Consider the following 25,034-nt stretch of genomic DNA (forward strand, 5'->3'; position numbering starts at 1 on the left):
AAACCTTTCGCTAAATTTTGTCTAAGATATAAAGAATTCTGTTTTCAACCGTATCTTTTGGAACCTCAATCAGTTCGTACCCATATTTTCTATAGGTTTCAATAAGATGTTCCTGAATTTTAACTGCTTGCTCAAAATTTTCATAGCGTTCTGCATCACTCTGGTAAATTTCTTCCCAAGGTGGCAAAATAAAAGTTTTGGTGTATTTATAGTTTTCACAAGCCTTCGTGAAATTTTCCGGATATTCATCGCCAATATAATCCATATACGCCACAACGTCAGGAATTCCTCGGTCAATAAAAACCACATTATCAGATTCGTTAATAGCGTTTTTATACTGTTCAATACGCCCTTCCAATAGCATTTGGCTAAACAAAAGAGGCTGTTCCAGAAACAGTTGCTCAATGCCTTCCTGCTGGGCTTTCATGGTAACCTGTCTAGAGATTTCAGGATAGCAACAAAAGCCACGAGCTACCAATTCGTTAATAAGTGTTGATTTTCCAGTACCAGGTCCCCCAAGCAGGACTATAATTTCTTTTTGCACTATTCTAAAAATAAAGGGCAAATTTACCTAAACTTATTCGTAATTAAAAAGAATTTTTACTTGAAGCGAAAGATTTGGCATTTTTTGTTGGCATTGGTTCCTGCTGTCCGCTACAATCTTTTGCTTTTTAAAGGAAAAAACAAAAGGATTTCCGCTTCCATCAGGGCTAGAGAAGAGGCATGGTTTTGTTTTTAGAATTATTTGGAAAATTAGTTTTTTAGAAATAAGAAAGTCCCAGCGGGACGAAATATTTATAGAAAAATCAACATTATAAAAAAGAAGCTCCAGCGGAGCGACATATTTTAAATGATTTATATGCCGCTCCGCTGGAGCTTTGATTACTGTAAAATGGAATTTGCTATAAATATTTTGCTCCTTTGGAGCATTTTAAAAAATTACTCACAAAAAGAATATTTCCCAGAACCTTTTCCTTTTTTAGAAGGAACAATCAAATGGGATTCAAATTTCTTTTCTTTCAAAACATCATTCACAAAATCTAAAACATATTGCTGTCCTTCGTGAAAAAGATAACCTGAGAATTCATGTCCGCCGCCACAGAAAGTAATCAACTCAATATCTTTATATAAATCTTTCATCTGATTGTAAACGGCATAAGATCCAAAAAGAATCAACCAGCCCGAAGCATTTGTCGGGCAAGAACGATGCGAACCTGCAGCGTACGGAACCGTATCATCATTGCTTCCGTGCGCCAATAACATCGGAATTGCTTTTTCTTTCGTAATCAAATTAATATCCTGAATTGCTCCAGAACCTCCGATGAAACCTTTGTATTTGAAATTTTCTGGAAGGTTGCTTTTGTATAGATTCATCAATTTATAATCCCAGAAAGAAGCATGAAAACCAATTTCTGCACCAGCGCTAATTCCAGAAATAAAGATTTTTGAAGTGTCTAGATTATATTTATCTGCGTTTTCGATTAAATAACCAGTCGCCTGCCACATATCGCTCACGCCAATTTGAATCGCTTTTATTTTTTCGGTTAAAGTTCCTTTGCATCCAAAATCTTTTCCTTTCATATATAAACTGTACGAAATGCTTGCAACAGCATAACCATTTTGCGCCATAAATTTTCCGAAATCTTTTTCACTTGTACGTTCTCCGCCAGAAAAACCTCCGCCAAACGCGAACATAATCAACGGAATTTTTTCGCCTGCTTTTTTCTTTGGCAGATACAAATCTAAATCTAGTTTTAAAGTGTCGTTTTGGAAATAAGTTAGCGTTTTAACTTCTTGCGCTTGAATGTTGTTGAATATAAGAACGATAAAAAGTAAAAAGAGTTTTTTCATTAGAGTATTTTTTTAATCTCGCAAAGTCGCTAAGACGCAAAGTTTTTTCGCAATATTGTCATTTCGACGAAGGAGAAATCTTCACGAGAAGCTCGACAAAGATTGGCTTTCAAGCTTTGCCGAATCCCGCGTGTGATTTCTCCTTCGTCGAAATGACAAAAATTATGTTTTATAATTTCAATAAAATAAAACTTTGCGTCTTGGCGACTTTGCGAGAGATTTCAGCAGATTATTTTCTCAAATATAAGCGTAAAATTTACAATGAAATAATCTTCTAAAGCTTTTTTGTCTGCACCTTTGTAACTTTGTAACTTTGAACCTTTTTTCGAAAGAAAAAATATAAAAAGTCTAAAATCAAAACCGTATATTTGCGTTTATTTTTAATTACGAATGGAGAACGATAAAGAAAAAAATACCGCCGAATTTTACGAAAGATTAAAAGTAGAGCTTGACAACGCAAACACTTGGCCAGCAGAATATTTATATAAATTCATTGTGCCTTCTGTAGCCGATAATGTGGAACGTGTCGAAAAAGCTTTTGATCGAATGGGAGCGGTTATTAAAACAACAAAATCTAAAACAGGTAAATTTACCAGTGTTTCTGTAGACGTTACGATGCACAGCTCAGACGATGTGATTAGTAAATACAAAGAAGTTTCTACAATAGAAGGTATAGTTTCATTATAAACTTATGATCGAAAAATATAAAAGAGAAGCCGCAAGCGATGTTGTGTATAATTTAGAATACAATTCTGAAAGACAACGCTTAATTATTCCAGAGTATGGTCGTCATTTACAAAAATTGATTGATCAGGCTACTGCAATTGAAGATGATGAAACGCGAAATAAAGCGGCGAAATATATCATTCAGGTTATGGGAAGCTTGAATCCGCATTTGCGTGATGTGCCAGATTTTCAACATAAACTTTGGGATCAGCTTTTTATTATGTCTGATTTTAAACTGAATGTAGAATCTCCATATCCGATTCCTTCAAGAGAAGTTTTGGAGTTAAAGCCCGATGCATTGCAGTATCCGCAGAACTTTCCAAAATACAGATTTTATGGCAATAACATCAAATATATGATTGATGTTGCGAATAAATGGGAAGAGGGCGAAATGAAGAACGCGTTGGTGATGGTTATTGCAAATCACATGAAAAAATCTTTCTTAAGCTGGAACAAAGACACCGTAAAAGACGATGTGATTTTTGAACATTTATATGAATTGTCTGGAGGAAAGATTAATTTATTGCGAAGCACTGAAGAACTTTTAAATACGACAGATTTGATGCGTACCAATAAACGCATGTCTAACAAAACAGCTTCTGGAGTGCCACCAAAAAACCAGAATAACAACAAAAACAATAAAGGAGGTCAACAAAAAAAGACATTTCAAAAAAACAATAATCAAAAATAAAAAAGGGGCTAAGATGCTAGGTTACTAAGACGCTAAGATTTTAGCTCAGAACCTTAGAATCTCAGAACCTTAGAACCTAAACAAGATCTATGGGAATTTTTAAAATCGAAGGAGGAACTCCTTTAAAAGGAGAAATCACTCCGCAAGGAGCAAAAAACGAGGCATTACAAATTTTATGTGCCGTGCTTCTAACGGGGGATAAAGTAAAAATTAATAATATTCCCGATATTATTGACATCAATAAATTAATTACTTTGTTGGGTAATTTAGGTGTTAAAATTCAACGTAACGAACCAGGTTCAATTACTTTTCAAGCTGATGAAGTTAATGTTGGATATTTAGAAACAGAAGCTTTCAAAAAAGAAGGTGGAGCGCTTCGTGGTTCTATTATGATTGTTGGACCGCTTTTAGCTCGTTTCGGAAAAGGATATATTCCAAAACCAGGAGGAGATAAAATTGGTCGCCGCAGATTAGATACTCACTTTGAAGGTTTTATTAACCTTGGGGCAAAATTTAGATATAACAGAGAAGATCACTTTTATGGAGTAGAATCTCCAGAAGAAGGATTACAAGGAACAGATATGCTTCTTGACGAAGCTTCTGTAACTGGAACTGCAAACATTGTAATGGCAGCAGTTTTAGCAAAAGGAAAAACTACAGTTTACAATGCTGCTTGTGAGCCTTACTTACAGCAATTGTGTAAAATGTTGAACTCTATGGGAGCAAAAATCACTGGAGTTGGTTCTAACTTATTGACTATCGAAGGTGTTGAAAGCCTTGGAGGTTGTGAGCACAGAATTCTTCCTGATATGATCGAAATCGGTTCTTGGATTGGTCTTGCAGCTATGACAAAAAGTGAAATTACAATTAAAAATGTTAGCTGGGAAAACTTAGGTTTGATTCCAAATACTTTTAGAAAACTTGGAATTACAATCGAAAAACGTAACGATGATATTTATATTCCTGCTCACAAAGACGGATATGAAGTAAAAACAGATATCGACGGTTCTATTTTAACAATTGCTGATGCGCCTTGGCCAGGATTTACACCTGACTTGTTAAGTATTGTTTTAGTTGTGGCAACTCAGGCAAAAGGGGATGTTTTAATTCACCAAAAAATGTTCGAAAGCCGTTTATTCTTCGTGGATAAATTAATCGATATGGGGGCAAAAATTATGTTATGTGATCCGCACAGAGCTGTGGTTATGGGACATAATTTTGAATCTCAATTAAAAGCTACAACAATGTCTTCTCCTGATATTCGTGCGGGAATTTCATTGTTGATTGCGGCGCTTTCTGCAAAAGGAACAAGTACAATCCAAAATATCGAGCAAATCGATCGTGGATATGAGCGTATCGACGAGCGTTTAAGAGCAATCGGTGCAAAAATCGTGAGAGCTTAAATTAAGAGTTAGCCACGAATTTCACAAATTACACTAATTTTTAATTTTTGAAATTCAATTACACAAATTAACTTTTTAATTAGTGTAATAAAAGACAATGTTAGTCTTCGTGTAATTTGTGTAATTCGGGGCGAAAAACAATAGTCTAAATGACAAACGAACAAAAAGCTGTAAAAGCTACTATTTTTAGTATAATAGGAAATACCTGCCTGGCCCTTGTAAAAGGTCTCGCAGGTTTTTTTGGCAATTCATATGCCTTGATTGCAGATGCGATTGAATCGACCACGGATATATTTTCGTCTTGTCTGGTTTTATTCGGAATCAAATATTCTAATAAACCTGCAGATGAAAATCATCCTTACGGCCACGGACGTGCAGAACCTTTAATTACTTTTTTAGTTGTCGGATTTTTAATTACTTCGGCAACCATTATTGGATACGAAAGCATTGCTAATATTGGAACTTCGCATGATTTGCCAAAATCTTGGACCTTGTATGTTTTAGGAGCAATTATTATTTGGAAAGAGTATTCTTTCCGTCTAGTAATGAAAAGAAGCAAACAAACTAACAGTTCGTCTTTAGCTGCTGATGCTTGGCATCATAGAAGTGATGCTATAACTTCTGTGGCTGCTTTTATCGGAATTTCGATAGCTTTGATTATGGGAAAAGGCTACGAATCTGCAGATGATTGGGCAGCACTTTTTGCAGCGTTTTTTATTTTATATAATAGTTATAAAATTTTCAGACCAGCGCTTGGCGAAATCATGGATGAAAATCTAAATGATGATTTGGTAGAAGAAATTCGTGTAGTGGCTCTGACAGTCCCAGGAATCTTAGGAACTGAAAAATGTTTTATCCGTAAAGCAGGAATGCGCTATCACGTAGATTTACACGCTATTGTTTCGGCAGCAATTTCTGTAAAGGAAGGACACGATTTGTCACACAAACTTCAAGACAAATTAAAAGAAGAAATTCCTCAATTAGGAAATGTTTTAATTCATATTGAGCCAGATGATTATCATTGTTAGAGCTTCAAAGTTGCAAAGGTTTTTCTCTTTGTCAAAGATCAAATAAAAAAATCCGTTTATTTTTAATAATAAACGGATTTTTTTATTTGATAAATTTATCTGTTTAGGAATCTCGAAGCTTCGGGCGAGAATTCGCAAAGTATCTAAACTTTGAACCTTTGTCCCTCTGAGCCTTTGCACCTTAATCCAACACATTCAAAATCTTCAATCCAAATACAACGCCGTTTTGCTGTATTCCGCTTTGGTAAGAATGCACATAATCAACACGGAAAAGTTTAAATTTCCCGAAACCTAAATTGTCCAAACCAACGGTAAATTCAGAATACGGTTTTCTGTCTGGAATTGCTAAAGCATGAAAGCCAACATTTAAAGTTGATTTTAAAAGATTTAAAAGCGGAATTTTATTCATAATAAAACCCGTATCGTTGTATTCAGAATGCAATTCGAAATAACTGTCATTGGTGCTGTTCGCGTAATAAGGCATTAAATTAAAAACATTTAAATAACGTTCGCTTGTGCCTATGTGAGTTTGGTTTCCGTTAAAATGTCTGTAATCGATAAACGAAATATTTTCTGCATTAAAGAATTTTCCAGCTCTGAAATTAGTTCCTAAAACACCTTTGTTATTTAGTGACAAATCATATTGTACTGAAGCGCCGATTCTTTCATATTCATATTTCTTTTCGCTTGCCGCGAAAGCTTTTTCGAACGCTAAATAAATCGTCGGATATTTATCATCTTTGAAATTATATCTTCCGTCTGGTCTAGAAATATATTTATTTCCAAAATTAATTCTTGTCGTGATCAGCGCTTTAAATAAATGATGCTGATTAAAAGCAGGCGTCGTAAAATCACTTGGGGCTAAAGGATTGTTAGAACTGTAGAAATCATCTTTTTTAAAAAACGAATAATCAGTCGTATTGAAAAGCGGTTTTCGCTGTTCATAACCAATTCTGCCAGTAAGATTTATTCCGTTTGCAATATCTTGACCGTAATTTATCTGAGCAAACTCCAAATTATACAGTTTCATATAATTGTCTTTAAAAAATAAAGAACTAATTGAGTTTACAAATTTGGTAATGGGTTCTGCATTGTTAAATTGTGCTGTTTTCGTTCCTCCAGAAGCCCAAATTGTTGCGTAATTGATGTTATTAAAACGATGACTGAATTCTCCAATCACTCGGAAACGTTCATCTGAAAAGCCATAATTGAAAGTTGTGCTAATTGAAGTGCTTTTTCCTTTTTCGTCATCCCATTTTCTAAAAGAGAAACCAGAATCTAAGTTGAATCCCTGAACGGTATTGAAACTTAAAGAAGAAATATTCAATAAGCCTTTATATTCGAAAGAATATTTCTCAAAAGTATTTTTGTAATCATAACCCATTAAAATGTCCCAAACTTTAAATTTATTGTTTTTGGCATCAATCGAATCAGTATATTTTCTTGATTTTCGAATAGTTTGAAGACTGTCTTTTTTAGCATAATCATTGCTTTCCTCAATAGTTAAAGGAATAGGACGTATCTCATTCCAAAAAGCATCATCTTTTTTATTGGCATTTGCTTCAAAAGCGACAATTTCGTTTCCAAAAGTTTTCTTTTCAAAAGAATCAGGAAATTCATAATTAGAATAAACATAATTGAAATTTCCAGAAAACTTTATTCCAAAAAGACCTGCATTAAAAGAAAGTGTTTGCGCGTTTTTAGACCAAATTTTATTTTTGGAATTGTAACTGAAACTTTGTTTTAAGCTCATTGTTTCCGTAAATTCATTTTTCATTCTGTAGCCTTTAATATCTAAATCTATAGCATAAATGGCAAAACTATCGTCTACAATATAAATGTAGCCTTCAAAAACGGGTTCTTTATCACGTTTCGGAATTACTTTAATTTTATTAATCTGTTGCTTATTTTCGTCATAAAAAGTGCTTTCTAGCTTATATTTATAATAATTGAAAGCATTATCGGCAATGGGAGAAATCATTTTAACATCAAAATCTAAGTTATTATCATAGAAATCGTAAGTAGATAAAGCTGCCGTATTATAGCTATAGCCCCGATTATTTCCAGAAATTTTTGAGGCGATGATTTTCTCTTTTAATTTGGAAGGTTTTTCAAAAGTAACTTTCGAAATGGTTTCTGATAAATATAAAATTCCTGTTCCAGTTGAATCCAAATTAGAAGCCATATCTGGACCGAGATCTACTTTTTGACCAAGAATTTTTTTAGGAAGATCTTTTACCTTAAACATTCCTTTCGAATAAAAATCTGCCGTATATCGCGCTGTTTTATCTGAGTTTTCTTTTTTGTTTGCAATTGCACTTCTAATAATAGCATTCGCAGGATTGTTTTTCGGATCAATAACGACTTCATTTAAAGCAAAACTTTCTTCTTGAAGTTTAATATCTAAAGTGATTGTTTTTGAACCAGATGCAACAGTTAGTTTCTGTGTTTTAAAACCAAGATATTGAAAAATAATTTTGTTCTGACCAATTTCTTTTACATTCAGCTGATATTTTCCTTGTTCGTTTGAAGTTGTGCCGGCATATGTGTTTTCTTCAAAAACAGATACAAAAGGAAGCGGATTTCCTTTTTCATCGGTGATAGTCCCTTTAATTTGGGCAAAATTGGAAATGGAAAAAATTAAAAAGGCAAATAACGTAAAGTTTTTCATAGAAGTGGTTTTCTCCTACAAAAATAAAATAACTTAAAAGCGAGCCTATTAATAATATGTTAAATTCGATAAGAAGCTATTGACTTGTTTGTCAGGCTGAGCGAAGTCGAAGCCCATATCTTGTTTCCATTAGCCTTCGACTTCGCTCAGGATGACATTCTTTAAAAAGAGAGTAATTTACAAAAAAGATTGAATGGCCAGTTCGTAGCTTTTAAGTCCGAAGCCTAAAATAACACCTTTTGCATTTCCAGACAAATAAGACTGATGTCTAAAGCTTTCACGTGCGTAAGTATTCGAAATATGAACTTCGATTACTGGAGTTGTAACGGCTTTCATAGCGTCGCCTAAACCGATAGAAGTATGTGTATAAGCGCCTGCATTTAGAATAATTCCATCAAATGAAAAACCCACTTCCTGAATTTTACCAATCAATTCGCCTTCAATATTACTTTGATAATAAGAAAGTTCAACGTTTGGAAATTTCGTTTTCAACGTTTCAAAATAATCTTCAAAAGTTTGGCTTCCATATACTTCTGGTTCACGTTTTCCTAAAAGATTCAAATTTGGTCCGTTGATAATGCAGATTTTCATATTTATATTTTATTTTGAAAGATTGACATTGCAATTGATTTTTGCAATTGTCATTGAATGTTGTAAAAATAAAAAAACCGCGCTAATAATTAGAGCGGTTTTTATAAAAGTATGTGATATTCTTTTAGAACATGTACCCAGCTGAAAGTTGGAATACAGAGTTTTTAAAGTCAGCTTCTTTTGAAATTTCAGTTAAACCAATTCCGTAACGAGCTTGAACAAAAAGACCTCCAACAATTTTTAAACCTAAACCACCATTAACAGAAAAGTCGAATGTGTTTGGATCTGCTGCATCAAATTCTTTTTTATTGCTAACAAGAAATGAAGCTTGAGGACCAAGTTCTAAACTAAGAGATTTAGTCAAATAAATTTTTGCCATTACAGGAATAGCAATGTAGCCCATTTCATTTTTAAATTCAGAAAAAGCATTTTTATAAGTTGCTCCTTGAGTAGTATACAAAAGCTCTGGCTGAATTGAGAATTTTTCTAATAATTTAAGTTCTGCTACAAGACCTGCGTGGTAACTTGTGATACCTTCTTTGTCAACAGAAATTCCATCAAAGTCAGAACCTCCCGTTTGGTTAGCAAAGTTAGCCCCTGCTTTTACACCGATTTGTACAAATTGTGCGTTGATTGTTGCTGATGTTGCAATGAACAATACAGCTGCTAAAATTATTTTTTTCATAAATAGGTTTTTAAAATTTGGTATTTTAAATGTTATTCTAAAGTTCAAAACTACAGATTTAGCATTTTATTGCATTATATTTTCGATTAAATAATTAATAAAATTCCCACTCAAATGTGAAATTTAGGTTTTTTTGTTGTCAAAATTGCTTTTATCCTTCTGAATATCAGTCTTCTGTTTAGTAACTTTTTTCTGTCTTATTTTAATACTTTTTAAACTTATGCTGGACTATTTTTTGTAAGTCTAATCTTAGTTTTGGTGTTTGTAATTAAAAAAAAGAAACATGAAAAAAATTATTTTAGCTGCTATTGCAGTTATGACATTTGGATTTGCTAGTGCGCAAGAACAAACTGCAAAAGGAAAATGGTTAATTGAAGCTAATACTGCTTTTGGTGCTACTCAGGTTGGTAACACGGGTTTTCAATTGTCTTCTTCTGATGGTGAAACTCAATGGAGTTTAGGGGCTGAAGGAGGATATTTTGTTGCTGATAATTTAGCAGTTAAAGCTGGATTAGGATATAATGACCTTGGACACAGTATAAATGCTTTTTCTTATAAAGTTGGAGCAAAGTATTATTTATTAAATAAATTTCCTCTTGAAGCATCATATACAGGGACAAGTATAAAAGATGCTGACGAAAATCCGTCATATTTAGGATTACAAGGAGGATACGCTTGGTTTGTTGGAAAAAATGTTTCAATTGAGCCGGGAGTTCGTTACAACATATCACTAAATGAAGATTACTCAAAAAGTGTTTTTCAATTTAATGTTGGTTTCGCTTTACACTTCTAATAAATTTGGTTAATAAAGTGTTTTTTTCGAGAGCCTTTCCTTTTTGGGAAAGGCTCTTTTGTTTTGTAATAAGTTCTAATTGTATATTTTACTACTTTTTTTGTTAAATTGCAAATGTATTTTTAATAAGTATAGTTTTATATTTGATATCGAAAATTAATTTTAACCCAAAACAAATTAGAATGAAAAAAATAATTTTATCTGCCATTGCAATTATGGCTTTTGCATTTTCTAATGCTCAGGAAACTAGATTTGGAGTAAAAGGAGGACTTAATCTTTCAACTGTAGTTGGGGGAGATGTAGAAAACACTAAATCCTTAGTTGGATTTCATGTTGGAGGCTTAGCTGAAATACATATAGTAGAAAAGTTCTATATTCAACCAGAGCTTTTATTCTCTGCTCAAGGAACCAAAGTTGATGGTCCTTTTGGAGGTGACGCTGATATTAAATTGAATTATTTGAATATTCCAGTTGTAGCTAAATATTATATTGTTGATAAGAAATTTAATGTTGAAGCTGGTCCGCAACTAGGTGTTTTATTGTCTGCAAAAGCTGATGGTGAGGATATTAAAGATTTTACAAGATCTGTTGATTTCGGATTTAATATTGGAGCAGGATATAGTTTTACAGATAACCTTTCAATTGGTCTTCGTTATACTATTGGTTTGTCTCCGCTTTCAGATGAAGATATTGACAATTCTGATGATTACTATGATAGTGCAAAAAATAGTAACCTACAGCTTTCATTAGCTTATAAATTTTAAGTTTTTTATAAAAAATATAACAAAAAAGCCTTTCTTTTAGAAAGGCTTTTTTGTTATAATAGTATTTTTATTATTAAAATAAAAGGCAATATATTTTAAGTATGTTTTTATATTTGCCCAACAAATTTGATTTTATACAAGAAATGAGAAGAATTATTTTATTTGCCATTGCAATCATGACAGTTGGTTTTGCAAATGCTCAAGGAACTGGCAGTAGATTTGGAATTAAAGGAGGTATAAATTTTCCAAATAACTCAACTGATTTCCATGAAAATGAAACTTTAATGGGATATCAGGTGGGTATTTTTTCGGAAATTAAAACAGATGAAAATTTTGGTATTCAACCTGAACTTCTATACTCAACTCACGGAGTTAAAAATAAATTTGTAAGCGATGGTATATCGTACAATAATGAGGTTAAATTGAGCTATTTAAATTTGCCTATTTTGGCTAAATATTTTGTCACTCAGGGATTAACTGTTCAAGCAGGTCCGCAAATTGGTTTTTTAATGAAAGCTGAAGAAAATGGTGTAAATATTACAGATCATACTAAAACTATCGATTTTGGTTTGAATTTTGGTGTCGGCTTTAATTTTCTGGAAGATTGTTCGGTAGATCTTCGTTATAACTTAGGGTTGTCAAATGCCTTAGACTTTCATGTTGATGATGTCAATTATAAGATTAAAAGCAGTATGTTTTCTTTGGCTTTTGGATATAAATTGTAAATTCAATATTTAAATATTCTGAAAATCTTTCTCTTTTGAGAAAGGTTTTTTTTTACCTCGTTATGTGAGATACTTTTATGCCAAAAAATCACTTACTTTGTAAACATGAATTGGACTCGATATATAAAAGATTATCAGTCGTATTTAAGGATAGAAAGAGGTTTGTCTAAAAATACGATTGAAAATTACGGCTTCGATATCGAGCGTTTGTGTCTTTTTTTAGAAAGCAATCAAATAGATGTTTCTCCAATAAAAATTACCGACGAAACTTTACAGCAATTTATTTACGCTGTTGCCAAAGAAGTAAATCCAAGATCGCAGGCAAGAATTATCTCTGGATTAAAAAGTTTTTTTAACTATCTGGTTTTTGAAGATTATAGGAATGATAATCCGCTTGAATTAATAGAAGCGCCAAAAACAGGACGAAAATTGCCGGATACGTTGTCTCTTCAAGAAATTGATGCACTGATTGAAAGCATAGATTTAAGTACAAATGAAGGCGAACGCAATCGCGCAATGTTAGAAACTTTATATGGTTGCGGACTTCGTGTGTCTGAATTAATTACACTTAAGATTTCCGATTTATTTTTTGACGAAGGATTTATTAAAATTACCGGAAAAGGAAATAAAGAACGGTTTGTTCCGATTGGTCCTTTAACGCAAAAATATATCGATCTTTACAGAAATGAAATTCGTGTTCATCTAAATATTAAAAAAGGTGCTGAAGATACTTTATTCTTAAATAGACGAGGAAATCAGCTGACTCGCGCCATGATATTTACTATAATTAAAGATCTTGCACAGAAAATTTCACTAAAAAAAAGTATAAGTCCCCATACTTTGCGTCATTCTTTTGCTACACATTTACTAGAAAATGGAGCAGACTTACGATCTATTCAACTAATGCTTGGACATGAATCAATCACAACCACAGAGATTTATGTTCATTTGGATCGAAGTTTTTTAAAAGAAGTAATGCATACTTTTCATCCGAGAAAATAATTTTTAGCAATTTTATATGTAATATTGCAAAAATTAATATATTGTGTTAAAATTTTGTTGTAATAAAAACAAAAGAATAAAAAGTTGTGATTTTTCTCTTTGTTTTAAAAGAAAAATTCTAAATATTTTATTTACATAAAAAAGTATTATATGGTTTTTGATTTATATGGGAATGACGACTGCTTGGAGGTAAATAATTTTTATAAAAAATTGTTGGCCGAAATGCCTGACTTACTTTTTCAATTTGTTATTGATGCTGATAATAATTATTCATTTCCCCTTGTGAGTAAATCGGCAGATGAAATATTTGAACTTACTGCTGCAGACTTTACCAATGATATAAAATTTGTGATTTATGATCGAATTTTACCGCAAGATCGCGAATTGTTTTTTCAATCATTAGTAACTGCAAGAAAAGAGATCATGCCTTGGGATATTGAGTTTAGAGCAGTTCTTCCTAAAAAAGGAGTTCGTTGGTTTAAAATTTCATCCAAAACAGAGTCGGCGTTAGATGGAAATGTGATTTTTTATGGTCATGTTTCAGATATTACAGAATTAAAAGATAAGGAAGAGAAGTTGCGTATATCAGAAGAACGCTTTCAATTTGCGCTTGATGCATCTACAGCTGGCGTTTGGGATTGGGATATGGTTACAAACAGTGTTTTTTATTCCTCTTTGTCTCTTAAAATTTTAGAATTAGAATCGAGTGATATCTTTGATGATCCAGAACGTTGGGATAAAATTGTGCATCCAGATGATTTGCCGAAATATTATTCTGATATTCAAGAGCATTTTGATAATAAGATTCCGTATTATGAAAATTACCATCGTGTAATGACTTCGAGTGGCAATTATAAATGGATTTTAGATCGAGGAAAAGTAATAAAACGCGATGAAAACGGAAAGCCTTTAAGAGTAATTGGAACGCACACAGATGTTTCTGCTCAAAAAGAAAAAGAGCTTGAACTGATAAAAACAATGAAATTATACAGCGATCAAAATAGTCGTTTGTTAAATTTCTCGCATATAGTTTCGCATAATTTAAATACTCAGGCGGGTAACATAAAATCGATTTTAGATTTTATTGATGCCGATGTAGACAAGCAGACCGTTGCGGAAATGTTGGAGCATTTAAGAACCGTTTCTAATGATTTGAATGAAACAATTTCTAATTTAACCCAAATTGTAAAAACGCAGAGTAATATTAATATTGCTGTTGTTCCGTTGATGCTTTGCGAATATATCGAAAAGACTATTTCGACCATTAAAGGTTATGATAAACAGCGTAAAGTCACTATTGTAAACAATGTGCCGAAGTATTTGACGGTTAATTTTAATCCAGCTTATATGGAAAGTGTTTTGTTGAATTTTACGACAAATGCAATAAAATATGCACATCCAGATAGAGATCCGATTATTATTTTCGATTTTGCCATCGAGCCAGAAGGATTTAAATCGCTTAAGATTACAGATAATGGTCTAGGGATTGATTTAAAGACGTATGGTGAGTTGTTATTCGGAATGTATAAAACATTTCATAAACATGAAGAAGCTCGCGGAATTGGGCTTTATATTACCAGAAATCAAATTGAAGCGATGAAAGGGACTGTTTTAGTAGAAAGTGAAGTAGGAGTAGGGACAAGCTTTAAAATCGTTTTTAATGATATGTAAAAACTTAAAATAGTATATAAAAAGAAAAGGCTGTCAATTGACAGCCTTTTCTTTTTATATAATTCCTGATTATTTAGCAATATTAACAGCTCTAGTTTCTCTAATAACTGTAACTTTTACTTGACCAGGGTAAGTCATTTCTGTTTGAATTTTTTGTGAAATCTCGAAAGATAAATTTGCTGCATTATCATCAGAAACTTTTTCGCTTTCTACAATTACACGAAGTTCTCTACCAGCTTGAATTGCGTACGCATTTTTAACACCGCTGAATCCATAAGCAACATCTTCAAGATCTTTAAGACGCTGAATGTAAGAATCTAAAACCTGACGTCTAGCTCCAGGTCTAGCTCCAGAAATAGCATCACAAACTTGAATAATCGGAGAAAGTAATGATTTCATTTCGATCTCGTCATGGTGCGCTCCAATAGCGTTGCAAACTTCTTCTTTTTCACCATATTTTTCAGCCCATTGCATACCTAAAAGTGCGTGTGGTAAATCACTTTCTGTATCTGGCACTTTTCCGATATCGTGTAATAAACCAGCTCTTTTAGCTAATTTAACATTCAATCCTAATTCTGCAGCCATAATACCGCAAAGTTTAGAAACTTCTCTTGAGTGCTGTAATAAGTTTTGTCCGTAAGAAGAACGGTATTTCATTCTACCAACAACTTTAATCAATTCTGGGTGTAAACCGTGAATTCCTAAGTCGATAACAGTACGTTTTCCTACCTCGATAATTTCGTCGTCAATTTGTTTTGCAGTTTTAGCAACAACCTCTTCAATTCTTGCAGGGTGAATACGTCCGTCTGTTACTAATTTGTGTAAAGACAAACGAGCAATTTCTCTACGAACAGGATCAAAACAAGAAAGAATAATGGCCTCTGGTGTATCATCTACAATGATTTCAACTCCAGTTGCAGCTTCCAAAGCTCTAATGTTACGACCTTCACGACCAATAATTCTACCTTTTACATCGTCAGATTCGATGTTGAATACAGATACGCAATTTTCAACTGCTTCTTCTGTTCCAACTCTTTGAATCGTGTTGATGATGATTTTTTTAGCTTCTTGCTGAGCAGTCAATTTAGCCTCTTCAATAGTTTCTTGAATGTGAGACATTGCTTTGGTTTTAGCTTCCGCTTTTAAACCTTCAACCAATTGCTCTTTTGCTTCTTCAGCAGAAAGTCCAGAAATTACTTCTAATTGTTGTAATTGACTTTTATGAAGTTTGTCAACTTCAGCTTGCTTTTTGTCTAAAACTTCAATTTTATTATTGTATTCAGCAGTTTTAGCCTCAAAGTCGTCATTAACTTTTTTAGCTTTAGAAAGTTCGTTAGAAACTTGAGATTCTTTATCGCGTACACGTTTTTCTACTTCGGCAACTTTTTTGTCTCTTGCTAAAATAACTTGTTCGTGCTCTGATTTAAGTTCGATAAAACGCTCTTTTGCTTGAAGAATTTTATCTTTTTTAATATTTTCTGCTTCTAAATTAGCATCTTTTAAGATTGAAGCTGCTTCTTTTTTAGCGTTTTTGATTAGGTTTGAAATATTACTTTTCTCGATAATTTTAGCTATTGCAAATCCTGCTGCAATACCTACAATACCAATGATGATCGTTATGATGTCCATGTTTGTTAGGGTTTATATATAAAAAAAGCCTACATTAATTGCTTGTATAAACTCGTAAAGACAAGTTTTGAGCTAACTCACTGTTCAAGTTTCCCAGCCAAAAGGAGGGCATACTATAGTAGCGACGATTTGCTCATTCTAAATTGTTAGTGTTGAGTTTACCAATTGTGAACTAATGTAGGCAGTATCTTAGTTTCTGTAAAGAACGTTTAATTTTCGAGATATTGATCTAAAAGCAGGTTTAATTTTTTAATTCGCTCAATGGTTTCCTCTCCATCGATTGCGTTATCAATTTGTTTTTGTTCCACTTGCGATGCGAATTGCAATGCGCACATGGCTAATACATCTTGTTTGTCGCGAACGGCATAATTTTCTTCGAATTGCTTTATCATGGCATCAATCTTTTTAGAAGCACTTCTAAGTCCTTCTTCTTGAGCGGGTTCAACCGTTAGTGGATAAACACGATCTGCAATTGATATTTTTATTTTAAGCTTTCCGTCCATAATTATTAATCTGATAATTGTGCTATGCAGTAATCAATTTCGCGAATTAATGAATTTATTTTAAGCTTTGTCTCTCTCTTGTTATTGTCGCTGCCAAGCAACGAATTGGCGATCTTAAGTGTCTCATTTTGCTTTTTCAAAGCTTCTATTTCCTCAGATTGTTTCTGGATAATTTGCGCAGCTTTGGCTAATTCTAATCGTAATACTTGATTGTTTTTCTCCAAACCTTTTGATTTTTCAAAAAGCTTTTCGACTTTATATTCAAGAGTATCAATTATTTCGGCAATTACACTCATTATACATCCTATTCATTACTTAATCCTACAAAGTTAATATTCCTTTTTATTAATGCAATTTTTTATCGATTTTTTTACATTAAAATAGATAAATAGATGTATTTCAATTAATTGTGTTTTTGTAGCTTTTTACTTGCTTTTATTGGCTTATTTTTGCTTATCTTAGCAAAAATGTTGTTTATGAGATTCTATTTACTTGCCCTTTTAATTTGTAATTCTGTATTTGCCCAAACGCAATATCCTAAAGATTATTTCCGAACTCCACTTGATATTCCAATGCAACTTTCTGGTAATTTCGGAGAGTTGAGGCCCAACCATTTTCATGCGGGTTTTGATTTGAAAACCAACCAAAGAGAAGGTTTAAGTGTACATGCAATTGCAGATGGTTATGTTTCTAGAATTAAAATTTCGACGTTTGGAAACGGAAAATGTATTTACATTACACATCCAAATGGATATACTTCTGTTTACGGACATTTGCAAACGCCAGTTGGAGCTATTCTTGATTATGTAAAAGCAACGCATTACAAAGAAAAAGCCTATGAAATCGAAATGTTTCCAAAACCTGGAGAACTTCCTGTTGCAAAAGGGGATATAATTGGACTTTCTGGAAATACGGGTTCTTCTGAAGGACCGCATCTTCATTTTGAAATTCGTGATAGTAAAACAGAATTTGTAATAAATCCGATTTTCTTTGGCTTTGACCAAAATATAAAAGATACTAAAAAACCAACTTTGTCAAGTTTGTATGTTTATCCGTTAGATAATGCGACGGTAAATCAATCAAAACAGCCATTGCTTGTTAATATGACGTTGCAAAAAGACGGAACTTATCTTGCGAGTAAAGTTAAAGCGAATGGAAAAATTGGTTTCGGAATTAATGCTACTGATACTGATAATGTTTCTTTTAATAAAAACGGCGTTTTTAATGTGTCTACTTTTTTAAACGGAAATCAAAATTATAATTATCAATTTAATACGTATTCTTTTGATGAAATGCGTTATATCAATGCTTTTATAGATTATTCGAGGTACAAAAAAACGAGTCAGCGTGTGCAGAAACTTTTTATGAAAACGCCTTTTGCTTTAAGCATTATTAAAACAGATTCTTTACGCGGAATTGTAAAAGCGGAACCAAATTTGACGTCTAATTATAAAATTGAAGTTTCAGATTATTTCGGAAATTTAAATTCAATTACAGTTCCAATTGAATATGATAGCGCCACAACGCTTGTTCAGCCAGAACCTGTTACGTCTAAATATTTTGTGAGATATAACAAAGATGCCAATTTTGAGAAAGGCAATATGTCGGTCTTCTTTCCTGCTGGAACTTTTTATGAAGATTTCAATATGAATTTTGATGTTAAAAACAATAAAATTTATATTCATGACGATACCGTTCCTGCTCATTCTAATTTTACAATTACAATAAAAGATACGATTTACCCAGAATCTTTGAGAGATAAACTTTATATCGGAAAAGGAACTAGTTATAACGGAACAATTCGAAAAGGGGATGTTTTTACTGCAAAAGCAAAAATCTTAGGAACATACGGTTTGGTTTTAGATACTATTCCTCCTGTAATAAAAATTGCAAAACCTATTGAAGGAAAATGGATTAGCGACCAGAAGAAAATTGATTTTACAATTGTCGATTCTTTATCGGGCATAAAATCGTATAACGGATATTTGAACGGAAGCTGGGTTTTGTTTGAATATGAAAATAAAGCGAGAAGAATTACGCATACTTTTGATCCGCAATATTTGGTGGAAGGTGAAAACTTTTTAAAAATTGAAGTAGTAGATAATGTAGGAAATACTACTATCTTTGAAACTCATTTTTTTAGAAGTCAAAAATAAAATCCAAATCTTTGAATAACAATAGGTTTATATTCGCTTTTCTTTTTTTATTTTTTAGCTGTGTTGCTTTGGCTCAAAACGCTCGTGTAAAAGGAGTGATTTTAGATGCAGATAAACATGTGGTTCCAAGTGTAAATATTGCTTCGCAAGGAAATCTTGTGCAATCAGATTCAAATGGATTTTTTGAAATCGTCGTTCCAGCAAATAAAAAAGTTTCGCTGATTTTTACCCATGTTTCTTTGAAAATGATCAGTTTAACGGTTAATTTGAAAACTAACGAAGTTTTTGTTTTTAATCCGATTATGAATAATTCTCAAGAACAAATGGGAGAAGTTTTTGTTTCTTCTAAAAACAGAAAACGAGTTCAAGGAATTGCGACAATTGATACCGAAACGATAAAAAAGATTCCAGGCGCAAATGCGGGAATTGAAAATATCTTGAAAACACTTCCGGGCGTAAATTCAAACAACGAATTGAGTACGCAATACATGGTTCGCGGCGGAAATTTTGATGAAAATCTGGTTTATGTAAATGAAGTTGAAGTCTATCGTCCGTTTTTGATTCGTTCGGGACAGCAAGAAGGTTTGAGTTTTACAAATACCGATTTGGTTCAGAATGTAGATTTTTCGGCAGGCGGATTTCAAGCTAAATTCGGAGATAAATTATCGTCTGTTTTAGATATAACTTATAGAAAACCTACACAATTTGGTGCTTCTTTTGAAGCTAGTTTTTTAGGAGGAAGTGCTTCTGTCGATTTGGTTTCTAAAAATAAAAAATGGTCTGCCGTAACTGGAGTTCGTTACCGAAATAATAGTTTGCTTGTAAATAGTCAGGATACTGAGACGAATTATACTCCGACTTTTGCCGATATTCAAACGAATATTAATTATGATATTTCTTCGAAATGGCAAATGAGTTTTTTAGGAAATATTTCGCAGAATAAATATTTATACGAGCCTTTGGTTCGCCAGACAAAATTCGGAACTGTTGATCAGCCGATGGCGCTCGCGGTTTATTATGATGGTCAGGAAAAAGACCAATATGATACTTATTTCGGCGCTTTCAAAACAACTTTTAAAGCTTCTCCAACATTAACTTTAAAATTAATTGGCTCTTTATTTCATACTACAGAAAAAGAACATTTTGATATTTTGGCACAATATCGATTAGGAAATGTTGATATTGAAAATCCTACAGATGGCTCGGCGATTGATTTCACTCGTGGAATTGGCTCTCAATTAAATCACGCGAGAAATGATTTAGATGCTTTAATTGCTAATATCGAATTGAAAGGAACGAAAGAATGGAAAGAAAGCCAATTGGAATTTGGCTTAAAATATACTAGAGAATCCATAAGGGATAGAATTGTAGAATGGGAAATGATTGATTCTGCAGGTTTTTCTATAAATCCGCCGATAATAAGTTTACCTCAAAATAACCAGCCATATACGCCTTATACAGGACCGCTTTTGCCATATAATGATATTCGTGCGACAAATTTCAATACTATAAATCGTTTCTCGGGTTATGCGCAATGGAACAAGCAATCTGAAATTGGTTCAAGTCAGATTTGGTATCATTTAGGAGCGCGTTTTCAAGGTTGGAATGTTGAGGGAGCTTTAGAAGAAGGAAAAACACAATTTGTGGTAAGTCCGCGAGGGCAATTTGCTATAAAACCAGATTGGGATCGCGATATGGTTTTCAGGATTTCGGGAGGATTGTATCATCAGCCGCCATTTTATAGAGAACTTCGAGATTTAGAAGGTATTGTGAATCCGAATGTGAAGGCGCAGGAAGCAATTCATGTTGTTTTAGGAAATGATTATAATTTTAAAATGTGGAATCGCCCATTTAAATGGGTTACCGAAATTTATTATAAATCACTTTCAGACGTAAATGTGTATTCGATTGATAATGTTCGAATTCGCTACGTTGCCAATAATAACGCAAAAGCCTATGCTCAAGGTCTTGATTTTAGATTGAATGGAGAATTTGTGCCAGGAACAGAATCTTGGATAAGTTTTGGCTATTTAAAAACCGAAGAAAATTACGAAAACAAAGGGTATATTGCGCGTCCAACAGATCAGCGTTTGAAATTTGCTATGCTGTTTCAGGATTATATGCCGAATATTCCGAGTGTAAAAGTCTATTTGAATTTAGTTTATAATACTGGTTTGCCTGGAGGCGCGCCATCGTACACAGATCCTTATTTGTATCAAAATAGATTAAATGATTACAGGCGAGCCGACATCGGGTTTGCCAAAGTTTTTGTAGATAGTAATACGCAGAATACAAAAAAAGGTTGGCTGAAAAATTTTAAAGAATTGGCAGTTGGTTTGGAGATTTTTAATCTTTTTAATAATCAAAACGCGATTACAAATACTTGGGTTCGCGATGTGTATTCTAAAAATCAATACGCGATTCCAAATTATATGACTTCGAGAGTTTTTAACGTTAAGATTAATGCGAGGTTATAATTTATTTTGTAGCCTTCATAAAATTCAATAAAAACAAAAAATACAATCAAAAATAGTATATTTGATAATCGTATATAATCTTGTAGATGAAAAAGTATTTTAAATATATCGCCCTAGTCATTGTCGGAACTGTAATTAGCTGCCGAGAAGAAGTTAAAAAGCCAAAAGTAAGTTATGATGTTTCGAATAAAGTAAGCATTACAAAAGCAGATTCATCGCAAATTGAAATCGCAGATTTGCCAATTCAAATGGAAGGAACGAATTATCTGATTCATCCAGTCGGAGATTTAAGGGTTTATGAAAGAGGTACGAAAGCACGTTACGGATCATCTAGTGTAAACGATGTAAGTTTTACAATTTCTAATTTGGGTGAATACGAAATAACAGGCTATTTGCAGAATCTAAAGTTTCAAGCTGTCGATTCAGATTCTATTCGTGCTTTGTCTGATAAACCAATTTTGATTTTAACGGCAACTTATTTAAAACCTGTAGCAGATAAAACACAGAATAAAGTTATGGTTTATACTTTAACGGATTCTGATACTAATAAAGATGGAAAAATCGATACTAGCGATATCAAGACTTTATATCTAAGTGATATCAGCGGAGAAAACTTCACCAAAGTTTCAGCCGATTTAGAAGAATTGGTAGATTGGAGTTTAGTCGAATCTAAAAATCGTTTGTATTTTAGAACTATTGAAGATACCAATCAAAACGGTCAATTTGATAAAAACGACGTGCTTCACTACAATTATATTGACTTAGCTTCTAAAAAATGGGAGGTTAAAGCTTATAAACCTATTTAAAGGTGCTAAGGTTCTGAGATGCTAAGTTTCTAAGTTTTAAAATCTTTACAATAATAAAAGCCGTTTAAAAATATTTTTAAACGGCTTTGTTTTTTTTATCAAGAATATAAAAATCCTTTTTAATCTGTGGCTAAAAAAAACTTAGAATCTTAGCATCTTAGCAACTCAGAAGCTTTAAATCAATATGTCACTTTCTAAATCTGATTTTTCGATTTCAAAACCAAAATCTAAGCGTTCAACCAACTCAATAACGAGTTTTTTATACCAGTTTTCAGATTTGGGATGAATGTATATTTTTTCAATTAATTGATTGATGTCTACATTAATTTTTAGTCCGTCGTTTAATTTGATATCACTTTTAGAAGTGTCGGTAAGAATGCGCACTTCACGCTCGTATTGAAAGCTTTTCCTTTTGAATAGAAAGGGAAAGAATAAGTCATCAAACGGAATGTATTCTTTTCTGTAATCAATGTAATTTACTTCGCCAATATACTGATCGAAATTATTTTCAGGTTTTAAAGCTTTCTGCAATCTTCCAATTGTAGACTGAATGGCAAGACCTTCGCTGTTTTGAGTAAAAATCTGCCACATGGCAAACGATTCGTATTCGTTAATGTGCCAGCTGCTGATGGCTACTTGCTCGCGTTGTGTTTTATAGTGTCTTAAGAAATCTGGATTGTCAATAGCTAACTTTTTGATTTCTTCGTAAGTAGGTTCGCTAAATGTGCCTTCGTATTGATCTTCAAATTTATCTGAACGGGACATAAATAGTTTCTTAGAAAGCAACAAATCCAGAAATTTAGATAAGTCAAGGTATTTCCAAACTATGGTGTTAGGATCTTCAGGTAATGTAATGTTAGGGTTGTTAAGATACATTTGGAGAGAATTAAATGATTATCCTTTAACTCACCTAAAGTTATAAAAATAAACACAGATTAAAGAAATTAAACTGAGTTTTAATATTTCCTTAATCTGTGTAAAGTAAAATTTAAATTGATTTTTTACGATTCTAAAGACTGCATCGTTACCAATTTATTGTAAGTTCCGTTTTTTACAATTAATTCTTCATGAGTTCCTTGCTCAACAATTTTTCCTTTTTGCATTACCACAATCAAATCTGCTTTTTGGATAGTCGAAAGTCGGTGAGCAATTACAATTGAAGTTCTATTTTGCATCATGTTTTCAAGTGCAACCTGAACAAATTTTTCGCTTTCTGTGTCCAATGCCGAAGTTGCTTCGTCTAAAATCATAATCGGTGGGTTTTTCAGTACTGCACGAGCAATTGATAAACGTTGTTTTTGTCCACCAGAAATTTTGCTTCCGCTGTCTCCGATATTAGTGTAAATTCCTTTTGGCAGATCTTTTACAAAATCGTAAGCGTTGGCAATTTTAAGCGCTTCGATAATTTCGTCATCGGTTGCGTCAAGTTTTCCTAATGCAACATTTGCCTTAATGGTATCGTTAAACAAAATAATATCCTGTGTAACCAACGCCATTAAATCTCTAAGCGAGTGCAAAGTCAAGTCTTTAATGTTAATTCCATCAATAGAAATTATTCCTTCATTTACATCGTAAAAACGAGTTAATAAATTTGCAATTGTACTTTTTCCGCTTCCAGATTGTCCAACCAAAGCAACAGTTTGTCCTTTTTTAATTTGAAGAGAAAAATCTTTTAGAACGCTAGTTTCTTCATATTTAAAGGTGATATTTTGAATATTGATTTCGCTGTCAAAAGAAGTTTTTTCAATCGCATTTTCTTTATTTGTGATTGTGTTTTCTTGTTCTAAAACTTCTAAAACACGTTCTGCCGCAGCGTTACCTCTTTTTACTCCGTAAGAAGCTTTAGAAATTGCTTTTGCAGGAGTTAAGATATTGTAAGCTAAAGACATATATCCGATGAAAGATGCTGGGTCCAGTGATTTATCAATTAAAACCATTTGTCCTCCAAACCACAATAAAACAGTAATAACCAAAATCCCCATAAACTCGCTTGCTGGAGATGCGAGGTTCTGTCTGTTTCCGATATTGTTAGATAATTTGAAGAATCGTTCTGTAGAGTTTTGAAAAACACTATTAAAATAGTTTTCAGAATTATATCCTTTAACCACTTTTAATCCGCCAATTGTTTCTTCAATTGTAGATAAAAAAGTTCCTTGTTCTTGTTGCGCTTTAGTGGATTGTTTTTTTAACTGTTTTCCAATTAAAGAAATTAAATAACCTGAAATAGGAATAAAAATAAAAACAAAAATAGTCAGTTTAACACTGATGTAAAGCATTGCACAAACCGTAAAAATTATGGTTAATGGCTCTTTTACGATAAGTTCCAGAATAGCTAGAAAAGAAGTTTGAACTTCGTTAATGTCTCCAGATATTCTTGAAATAACGTCACCTTTTCTTTTTTCAGAATAAAATGCCAAAGGAAGTTCAAGCGTTTTCTTGTACATCGCATTTCGCATATCTCTTAAGATTCCATTTCGTAAGAAATTGATAAAAAACATTGCAAGATAATCGCATAAATTTTTCAATAAAAAGATGGTAATAATACCAGCGACCATTATGCCAAGAGTATGTCCTGATCCGTATGTGTCGGTTGTAGTTGTGATAAAATAGCTTAAAGAATTTTGTGCATATGTTTGGATTTCGCTAATTCCAGTATATACGGGCTTTATAGTATTTCTTTTAGCTTGATCAAATAAAACTTGAATCATTGGAATTAATGATACAAAAGAAAGTGTGCTAAAAAGTGCATACAGAACATTAAAGAAAATGTTTAAGAATGCGTATTTTTTATATGGATATATAAAAGGAACTATTTTTTTAAAATTACTCATTTATTTTTTTGATGTTGTTTTCTTTTTGTTT

22 protein-coding genes are annotated in these 25,034 nt (G+C 32.7%); 12 read left to right on the top strand and 10 right to left on the bottom strand.

The window, feature by feature from the left end; all coding sequences use genetic code 11:
- Nucleotides 1-10 precede the first annotated feature (10 nt).
- Both P0R33_RS16580 and P0R33_RS16585 read right to left on the bottom strand, forming a co-directional pair.
- A complete protein-coding gene (locus P0R33_RS16580; protein WP_276172304.1) occupies nucleotides 11-544 on the bottom strand; it encodes an ATP-binding protein in 534 nt (177 codons plus the stop codon).
- A 395-nt stretch (nucleotides 545-939) separates the two neighbouring features.
- Nucleotides 940-1,851: a carboxylesterase family protein gene (locus P0R33_RS16585; RefSeq protein ID WP_276172305.1), complete on the bottom strand. Its 912-nt coding sequence runs from the start codon at nucleotides 1,849-1,851 to the stop codon at nucleotides 940-942.
- Nucleotides 1,852-2,241: 390 nt separating this feature from the next.
- Between P0R33_RS16585 and P0R33_RS16590 the strand changes: the two genes are divergently transcribed.
- From P0R33_RS16590 to P0R33_RS16605, 4 genes are all read left to right on the top strand, one after another.
- On the top strand, nucleotides 2,242-2,538 hold the full coding sequence (locus tag P0R33_RS16590) for a DUF493 family protein (protein ID WP_066033683.1): 297 nt from the start codon (nucleotides 2,242-2,244) through the stop codon (nucleotides 2,536-2,538).
- A gap of 4 nt (nucleotides 2,539-2,542) precedes the next feature.
- Nucleotides 2,543-3,268: a DUF4290 domain-containing protein gene (locus P0R33_RS16595; RefSeq protein ID WP_276172306.1), complete on the top strand. Its 726-nt coding sequence runs from the start codon at nucleotides 2,543-2,545 to the stop codon at nucleotides 3,266-3,268.
- Between the two features lie 89 nt (nucleotides 3,269-3,357).
- Nucleotides 3,358-4,671 carry a UDP-N-acetylglucosamine 1-carboxyvinyltransferase gene (gene murA, locus P0R33_RS16600; protein WP_276172307.1) on the top strand — a complete coding sequence of 438 codons (1,314 nt, stop codon included), beginning with the start codon at nucleotides 3,358-3,360 and terminating at the stop codon, nucleotides 4,669-4,671.
- A 149-nt stretch (nucleotides 4,672-4,820) separates the two neighbouring features.
- Nucleotides 4,821-5,699 (top strand): cation diffusion facilitator family transporter, encoded by an 879-nt coding sequence (locus P0R33_RS16605; protein WP_276172308.1) that lies wholly within the window; start codon nucleotides 4,821-4,823, stop codon nucleotides 5,697-5,699.
- A 181-nt stretch (nucleotides 5,700-5,880) separates the two neighbouring features.
- On the opposite strand, the gene P0R33_RS16610 is transcribed toward P0R33_RS16605, so the two are convergent.
- The 3 genes from P0R33_RS16610 to P0R33_RS16620 form a co-directional block, all read right to left on the bottom strand.
- On the bottom strand, nucleotides 5,881-8,370 hold the full coding sequence (locus tag P0R33_RS16610) for a DUF5686 and carboxypeptidase regulatory-like domain-containing protein (protein WP_276172309.1): 2,490 nt from the start codon (nucleotides 8,368-8,370) through the stop codon (nucleotides 5,881-5,883).
- Nucleotides 8,371-8,547: 177 nt separating this feature from the next.
- Entirely contained in the window at nucleotides 8,548-8,961 is a 414-nt protein-coding gene (gene aroQ, locus P0R33_RS16615; protein WP_115890127.1) for a type II 3-dehydroquinate dehydratase, read from the bottom strand.
- 124 nt (nucleotides 8,962-9,085) lie between these two features.
- Complete coding sequence (locus P0R33_RS16620) at nucleotides 9,086-9,646, bottom strand: porin family protein (protein WP_276172310.1); 561 nt, start codon at nucleotides 9,644-9,646, stop codon at nucleotides 9,086-9,088.
- Between the two features lie 283 nt (nucleotides 9,647-9,929).
- Between P0R33_RS16620 and P0R33_RS16625 the strand changes: the two genes are divergently transcribed.
- The 5 genes from P0R33_RS16625 to P0R33_RS16645 all read left to right on the top strand — a co-directional run bounded on the left by P0R33_RS16625 (nucleotide 9,930) and on the right by P0R33_RS16645 (nucleotide 14,601).
- The gene (locus P0R33_RS16625) at nucleotides 9,930-10,439 is read left to right on the top strand and encodes a hypothetical protein (protein ID WP_276172311.1); all 510 of its coding nucleotides are present in this window, start codon (nucleotides 9,930-9,932) and stop codon (nucleotides 10,437-10,439) included.
- A gap of 182 nt (nucleotides 10,440-10,621) precedes the next feature.
- Nucleotides 10,622-11,203, top strand: a complete 582-nt coding sequence (locus P0R33_RS16630; RefSeq protein ID WP_276172312.1) for a porin family protein — start codon at nucleotides 10,622-10,624, stop codon at nucleotides 11,201-11,203.
- A gap of 143 nt (nucleotides 11,204-11,346) precedes the next feature.
- On the top strand, nucleotides 11,347-11,928 hold the full coding sequence (locus P0R33_RS16635; protein WP_276172313.1) for a porin family protein: 582 nt from the start codon (nucleotides 11,347-11,349) through the stop codon (nucleotides 11,926-11,928).
- Nucleotides 11,929-12,033: 105 nt separating this feature from the next.
- The gene (xerD, locus tag P0R33_RS16640; RefSeq protein WP_276172314.1) at nucleotides 12,034-12,930 is read left to right on the top strand and encodes a site-specific tyrosine recombinase XerD; all 897 of its coding nucleotides are present in this window, start codon (nucleotides 12,034-12,036) and stop codon (nucleotides 12,928-12,930) included.
- 150 nt (nucleotides 12,931-13,080) lie between these two features.
- Entirely contained in the window at nucleotides 13,081-14,601 is a 1,521-nt protein-coding gene (locus P0R33_RS16645) for a PAS domain-containing protein (protein ID WP_276172315.1), read from the top strand.
- A 69-nt stretch (nucleotides 14,602-14,670) separates the two neighbouring features.
- Here P0R33_RS16645 and rny read toward each other — a convergent pair whose 3' ends face one another.
- The 3 genes from rny to P0R33_RS16660 all read right to left on the bottom strand — a co-directional run bounded on the left by rny (nucleotide 14,671) and on the right by P0R33_RS16660 (nucleotide 17,029).
- Nucleotides 14,671-16,230, bottom strand: coding sequence for a ribonuclease Y (gene rny / locus P0R33_RS16650; RefSeq protein ID WP_091497308.1), 1,560 nt, complete (start codon nucleotides 16,228-16,230; stop codon nucleotides 14,671-14,673).
- 209 nt (nucleotides 16,231-16,439) lie between these two features.
- The gene (locus tag P0R33_RS16655; protein ID WP_057117751.1) at nucleotides 16,440-16,733 is read right to left on the bottom strand and encodes a cell division protein ZapA; all 294 of its coding nucleotides are present in this window, start codon (nucleotides 16,731-16,733) and stop codon (nucleotides 16,440-16,442) included.
- 5 nt (nucleotides 16,734-16,738) lie between these two features.
- On the bottom strand, nucleotides 16,739-17,029 hold the full coding sequence (locus tag P0R33_RS16660) for a hypothetical protein (RefSeq protein WP_276172316.1): 291 nt from the start codon (nucleotides 17,027-17,029) through the stop codon (nucleotides 16,739-16,741).
- Between the two features lie 180 nt (nucleotides 17,030-17,209).
- Here P0R33_RS16660 and P0R33_RS16665 point away from each other — a divergent pair, with 180 nt between their 5' ends.
- The 3 genes from P0R33_RS16665 to P0R33_RS16675 all read left to right on the top strand — a co-directional run bounded on the left by P0R33_RS16665 (nucleotide 17,210) and on the right by P0R33_RS16675 (nucleotide 22,172).
- Complete coding sequence (locus tag P0R33_RS16665; RefSeq protein ID WP_276172317.1) at nucleotides 17,210-18,889, top strand: M23 family metallopeptidase; 1,680 nt, start codon at nucleotides 17,210-17,212, stop codon at nucleotides 18,887-18,889.
- 11 nt (nucleotides 18,890-18,900) lie between these two features.
- Complete coding sequence (locus P0R33_RS16670; protein WP_276172318.1) at nucleotides 18,901-21,366, top strand: TonB-dependent receptor; 2,466 nt, start codon at nucleotides 18,901-18,903, stop codon at nucleotides 21,364-21,366.
- Nucleotides 21,367-21,452: 86 nt separating this feature from the next.
- Complete coding sequence (locus P0R33_RS16675; RefSeq protein ID WP_276172319.1) at nucleotides 21,453-22,172, top strand: hypothetical protein; 720 nt, start codon at nucleotides 21,453-21,455, stop codon at nucleotides 22,170-22,172.
- 174 nt (nucleotides 22,173-22,346) lie between these two features.
- Here the strand turns inward: P0R33_RS16675 and P0R33_RS16680 are convergent, their stop codons facing one another.
- Complete coding sequence (locus tag P0R33_RS16680) at nucleotides 22,347-23,048, bottom strand: DUF2971 domain-containing protein (protein WP_276172320.1); 702 nt, start codon at nucleotides 23,046-23,048, stop codon at nucleotides 22,347-22,349.
- A 125-nt stretch (nucleotides 23,049-23,173) separates the two neighbouring features.
- Nucleotides 23,174-25,003, bottom strand: a complete 1,830-nt coding sequence (locus tag P0R33_RS16685) for an ABC transporter ATP-binding protein (protein WP_276172321.1) — start codon at nucleotides 25,001-25,003, stop codon at nucleotides 23,174-23,176.
- Between the last annotated feature and the right edge of the window lie 31 nt (nucleotides 25,004-25,034).

It is taken from the genome of Flavobacterium sp. YJ01 (assembly GCF_029320955.1).
GTDB lineage: Bacteria > Bacteroidota > Bacteroidia > Flavobacteriales > Flavobacteriaceae > Flavobacterium.

What these genes read in the sequence shown, in the direction of transcription:
- P0R33_RS16585 (WP_276172305.1), bottom strand. Translation starts at nt 1,851, where the DNA reads ATGAAAAAACTCTTTTTACTTTTTATCGTTCTTATATTCAACAACATT.
- P0R33_RS16590 (WP_066033683.1), top strand. Translation starts at nt 2,242, where the DNA reads ATGGAGAACGATAAAGAAAAAAATACCGCCGAATTTTACGAAAGATTA.
- P0R33_RS16595 (WP_276172306.1), top strand. Translation starts at nt 2,543, where the DNA reads ATGATCGAAAAATATAAAAGAGAAGCCGCAAGCGATGTTGTGTATAAT.
- murA (WP_276172307.1), top strand. Translation starts at nt 3,358, where the DNA reads ATGGGAATTTTTAAAATCGAAGGAGGAACTCCTTTAAAAGGAGAAATC.
- P0R33_RS16605 (WP_276172308.1), top strand. Translation starts at nt 4,821, where the DNA reads ATGACAAACGAACAAAAAGCTGTAAAAGCTACTATTTTTAGTATAATA.
- P0R33_RS16610 (WP_276172309.1), bottom strand. Translation starts at nt 8,370, where the DNA reads ATGAAAAACTTTACGTTATTTGCCTTTTTAATTTTTTCCATTTCCAAT.
- aroQ (WP_115890127.1), bottom strand. Translation starts at nt 8,961, where the DNA reads ATGAAAATCTGCATTATCAACGGACCAAATTTGAATCTTTTAGGAAAA.
- P0R33_RS16620 (WP_276172310.1), bottom strand. Translation starts at nt 9,646, where the DNA reads ATGAAAAAAATAATTTTAGCAGCTGTATTGTTCATTGCAACATCAGCA.
- P0R33_RS16625 (WP_276172311.1), top strand. Translation starts at nt 9,930, where the DNA reads ATGAAAAAAATTATTTTAGCTGCTATTGCAGTTATGACATTTGGATTT.
- P0R33_RS16630 (WP_276172312.1), top strand. Translation starts at nt 10,622, where the DNA reads ATGAAAAAAATAATTTTATCTGCCATTGCAATTATGGCTTTTGCATTT.
- P0R33_RS16635 (WP_276172313.1), top strand. Translation starts at nt 11,347, where the DNA reads ATGAGAAGAATTATTTTATTTGCCATTGCAATCATGACAGTTGGTTTT.
- xerD (WP_276172314.1), top strand. Translation starts at nt 12,034, where the DNA reads ATGAATTGGACTCGATATATAAAAGATTATCAGTCGTATTTAAGGATA.
- P0R33_RS16645 (WP_276172315.1), top strand. Translation starts at nt 13,081, where the DNA reads ATGGTTTTTGATTTATATGGGAATGACGACTGCTTGGAGGTAAATAAT.
- rny (WP_091497308.1), bottom strand. Translation starts at nt 16,230, where the DNA reads ATGGACATCATAACGATCATCATTGGTATTGTAGGTATTGCAGCAGGA.
- P0R33_RS16655 (WP_057117751.1), bottom strand. Translation starts at nt 16,733, where the DNA reads ATGGACGGAAAGCTTAAAATAAAAATATCAATTGCAGATCGTGTTTAT.
- P0R33_RS16660 (WP_276172316.1), bottom strand. Translation starts at nt 17,029, where the DNA reads ATGAGTGTAATTGCCGAAATAATTGATACTCTTGAATATAAAGTCGAA.
- P0R33_RS16665 (WP_276172317.1), top strand. Translation starts at nt 17,210, where the DNA reads ATGAGATTCTATTTACTTGCCCTTTTAATTTGTAATTCTGTATTTGCC.
- P0R33_RS16675 (WP_276172319.1), top strand. Translation starts at nt 21,453, where the DNA reads ATGAAAAAGTATTTTAAATATATCGCCCTAGTCATTGTCGGAACTGTA.
- P0R33_RS16680 (WP_276172320.1), bottom strand. Translation starts at nt 23,048, where the DNA reads ATGTATCTTAACAACCCTAACATTACATTACCTGAAGATCCTAACACC.
- P0R33_RS16685 (WP_276172321.1), bottom strand. Translation starts at nt 25,003, where the DNA reads ATGAGTAATTTTAAAAAAATAGTTCCTTTTATATATCCATATAAAAAA.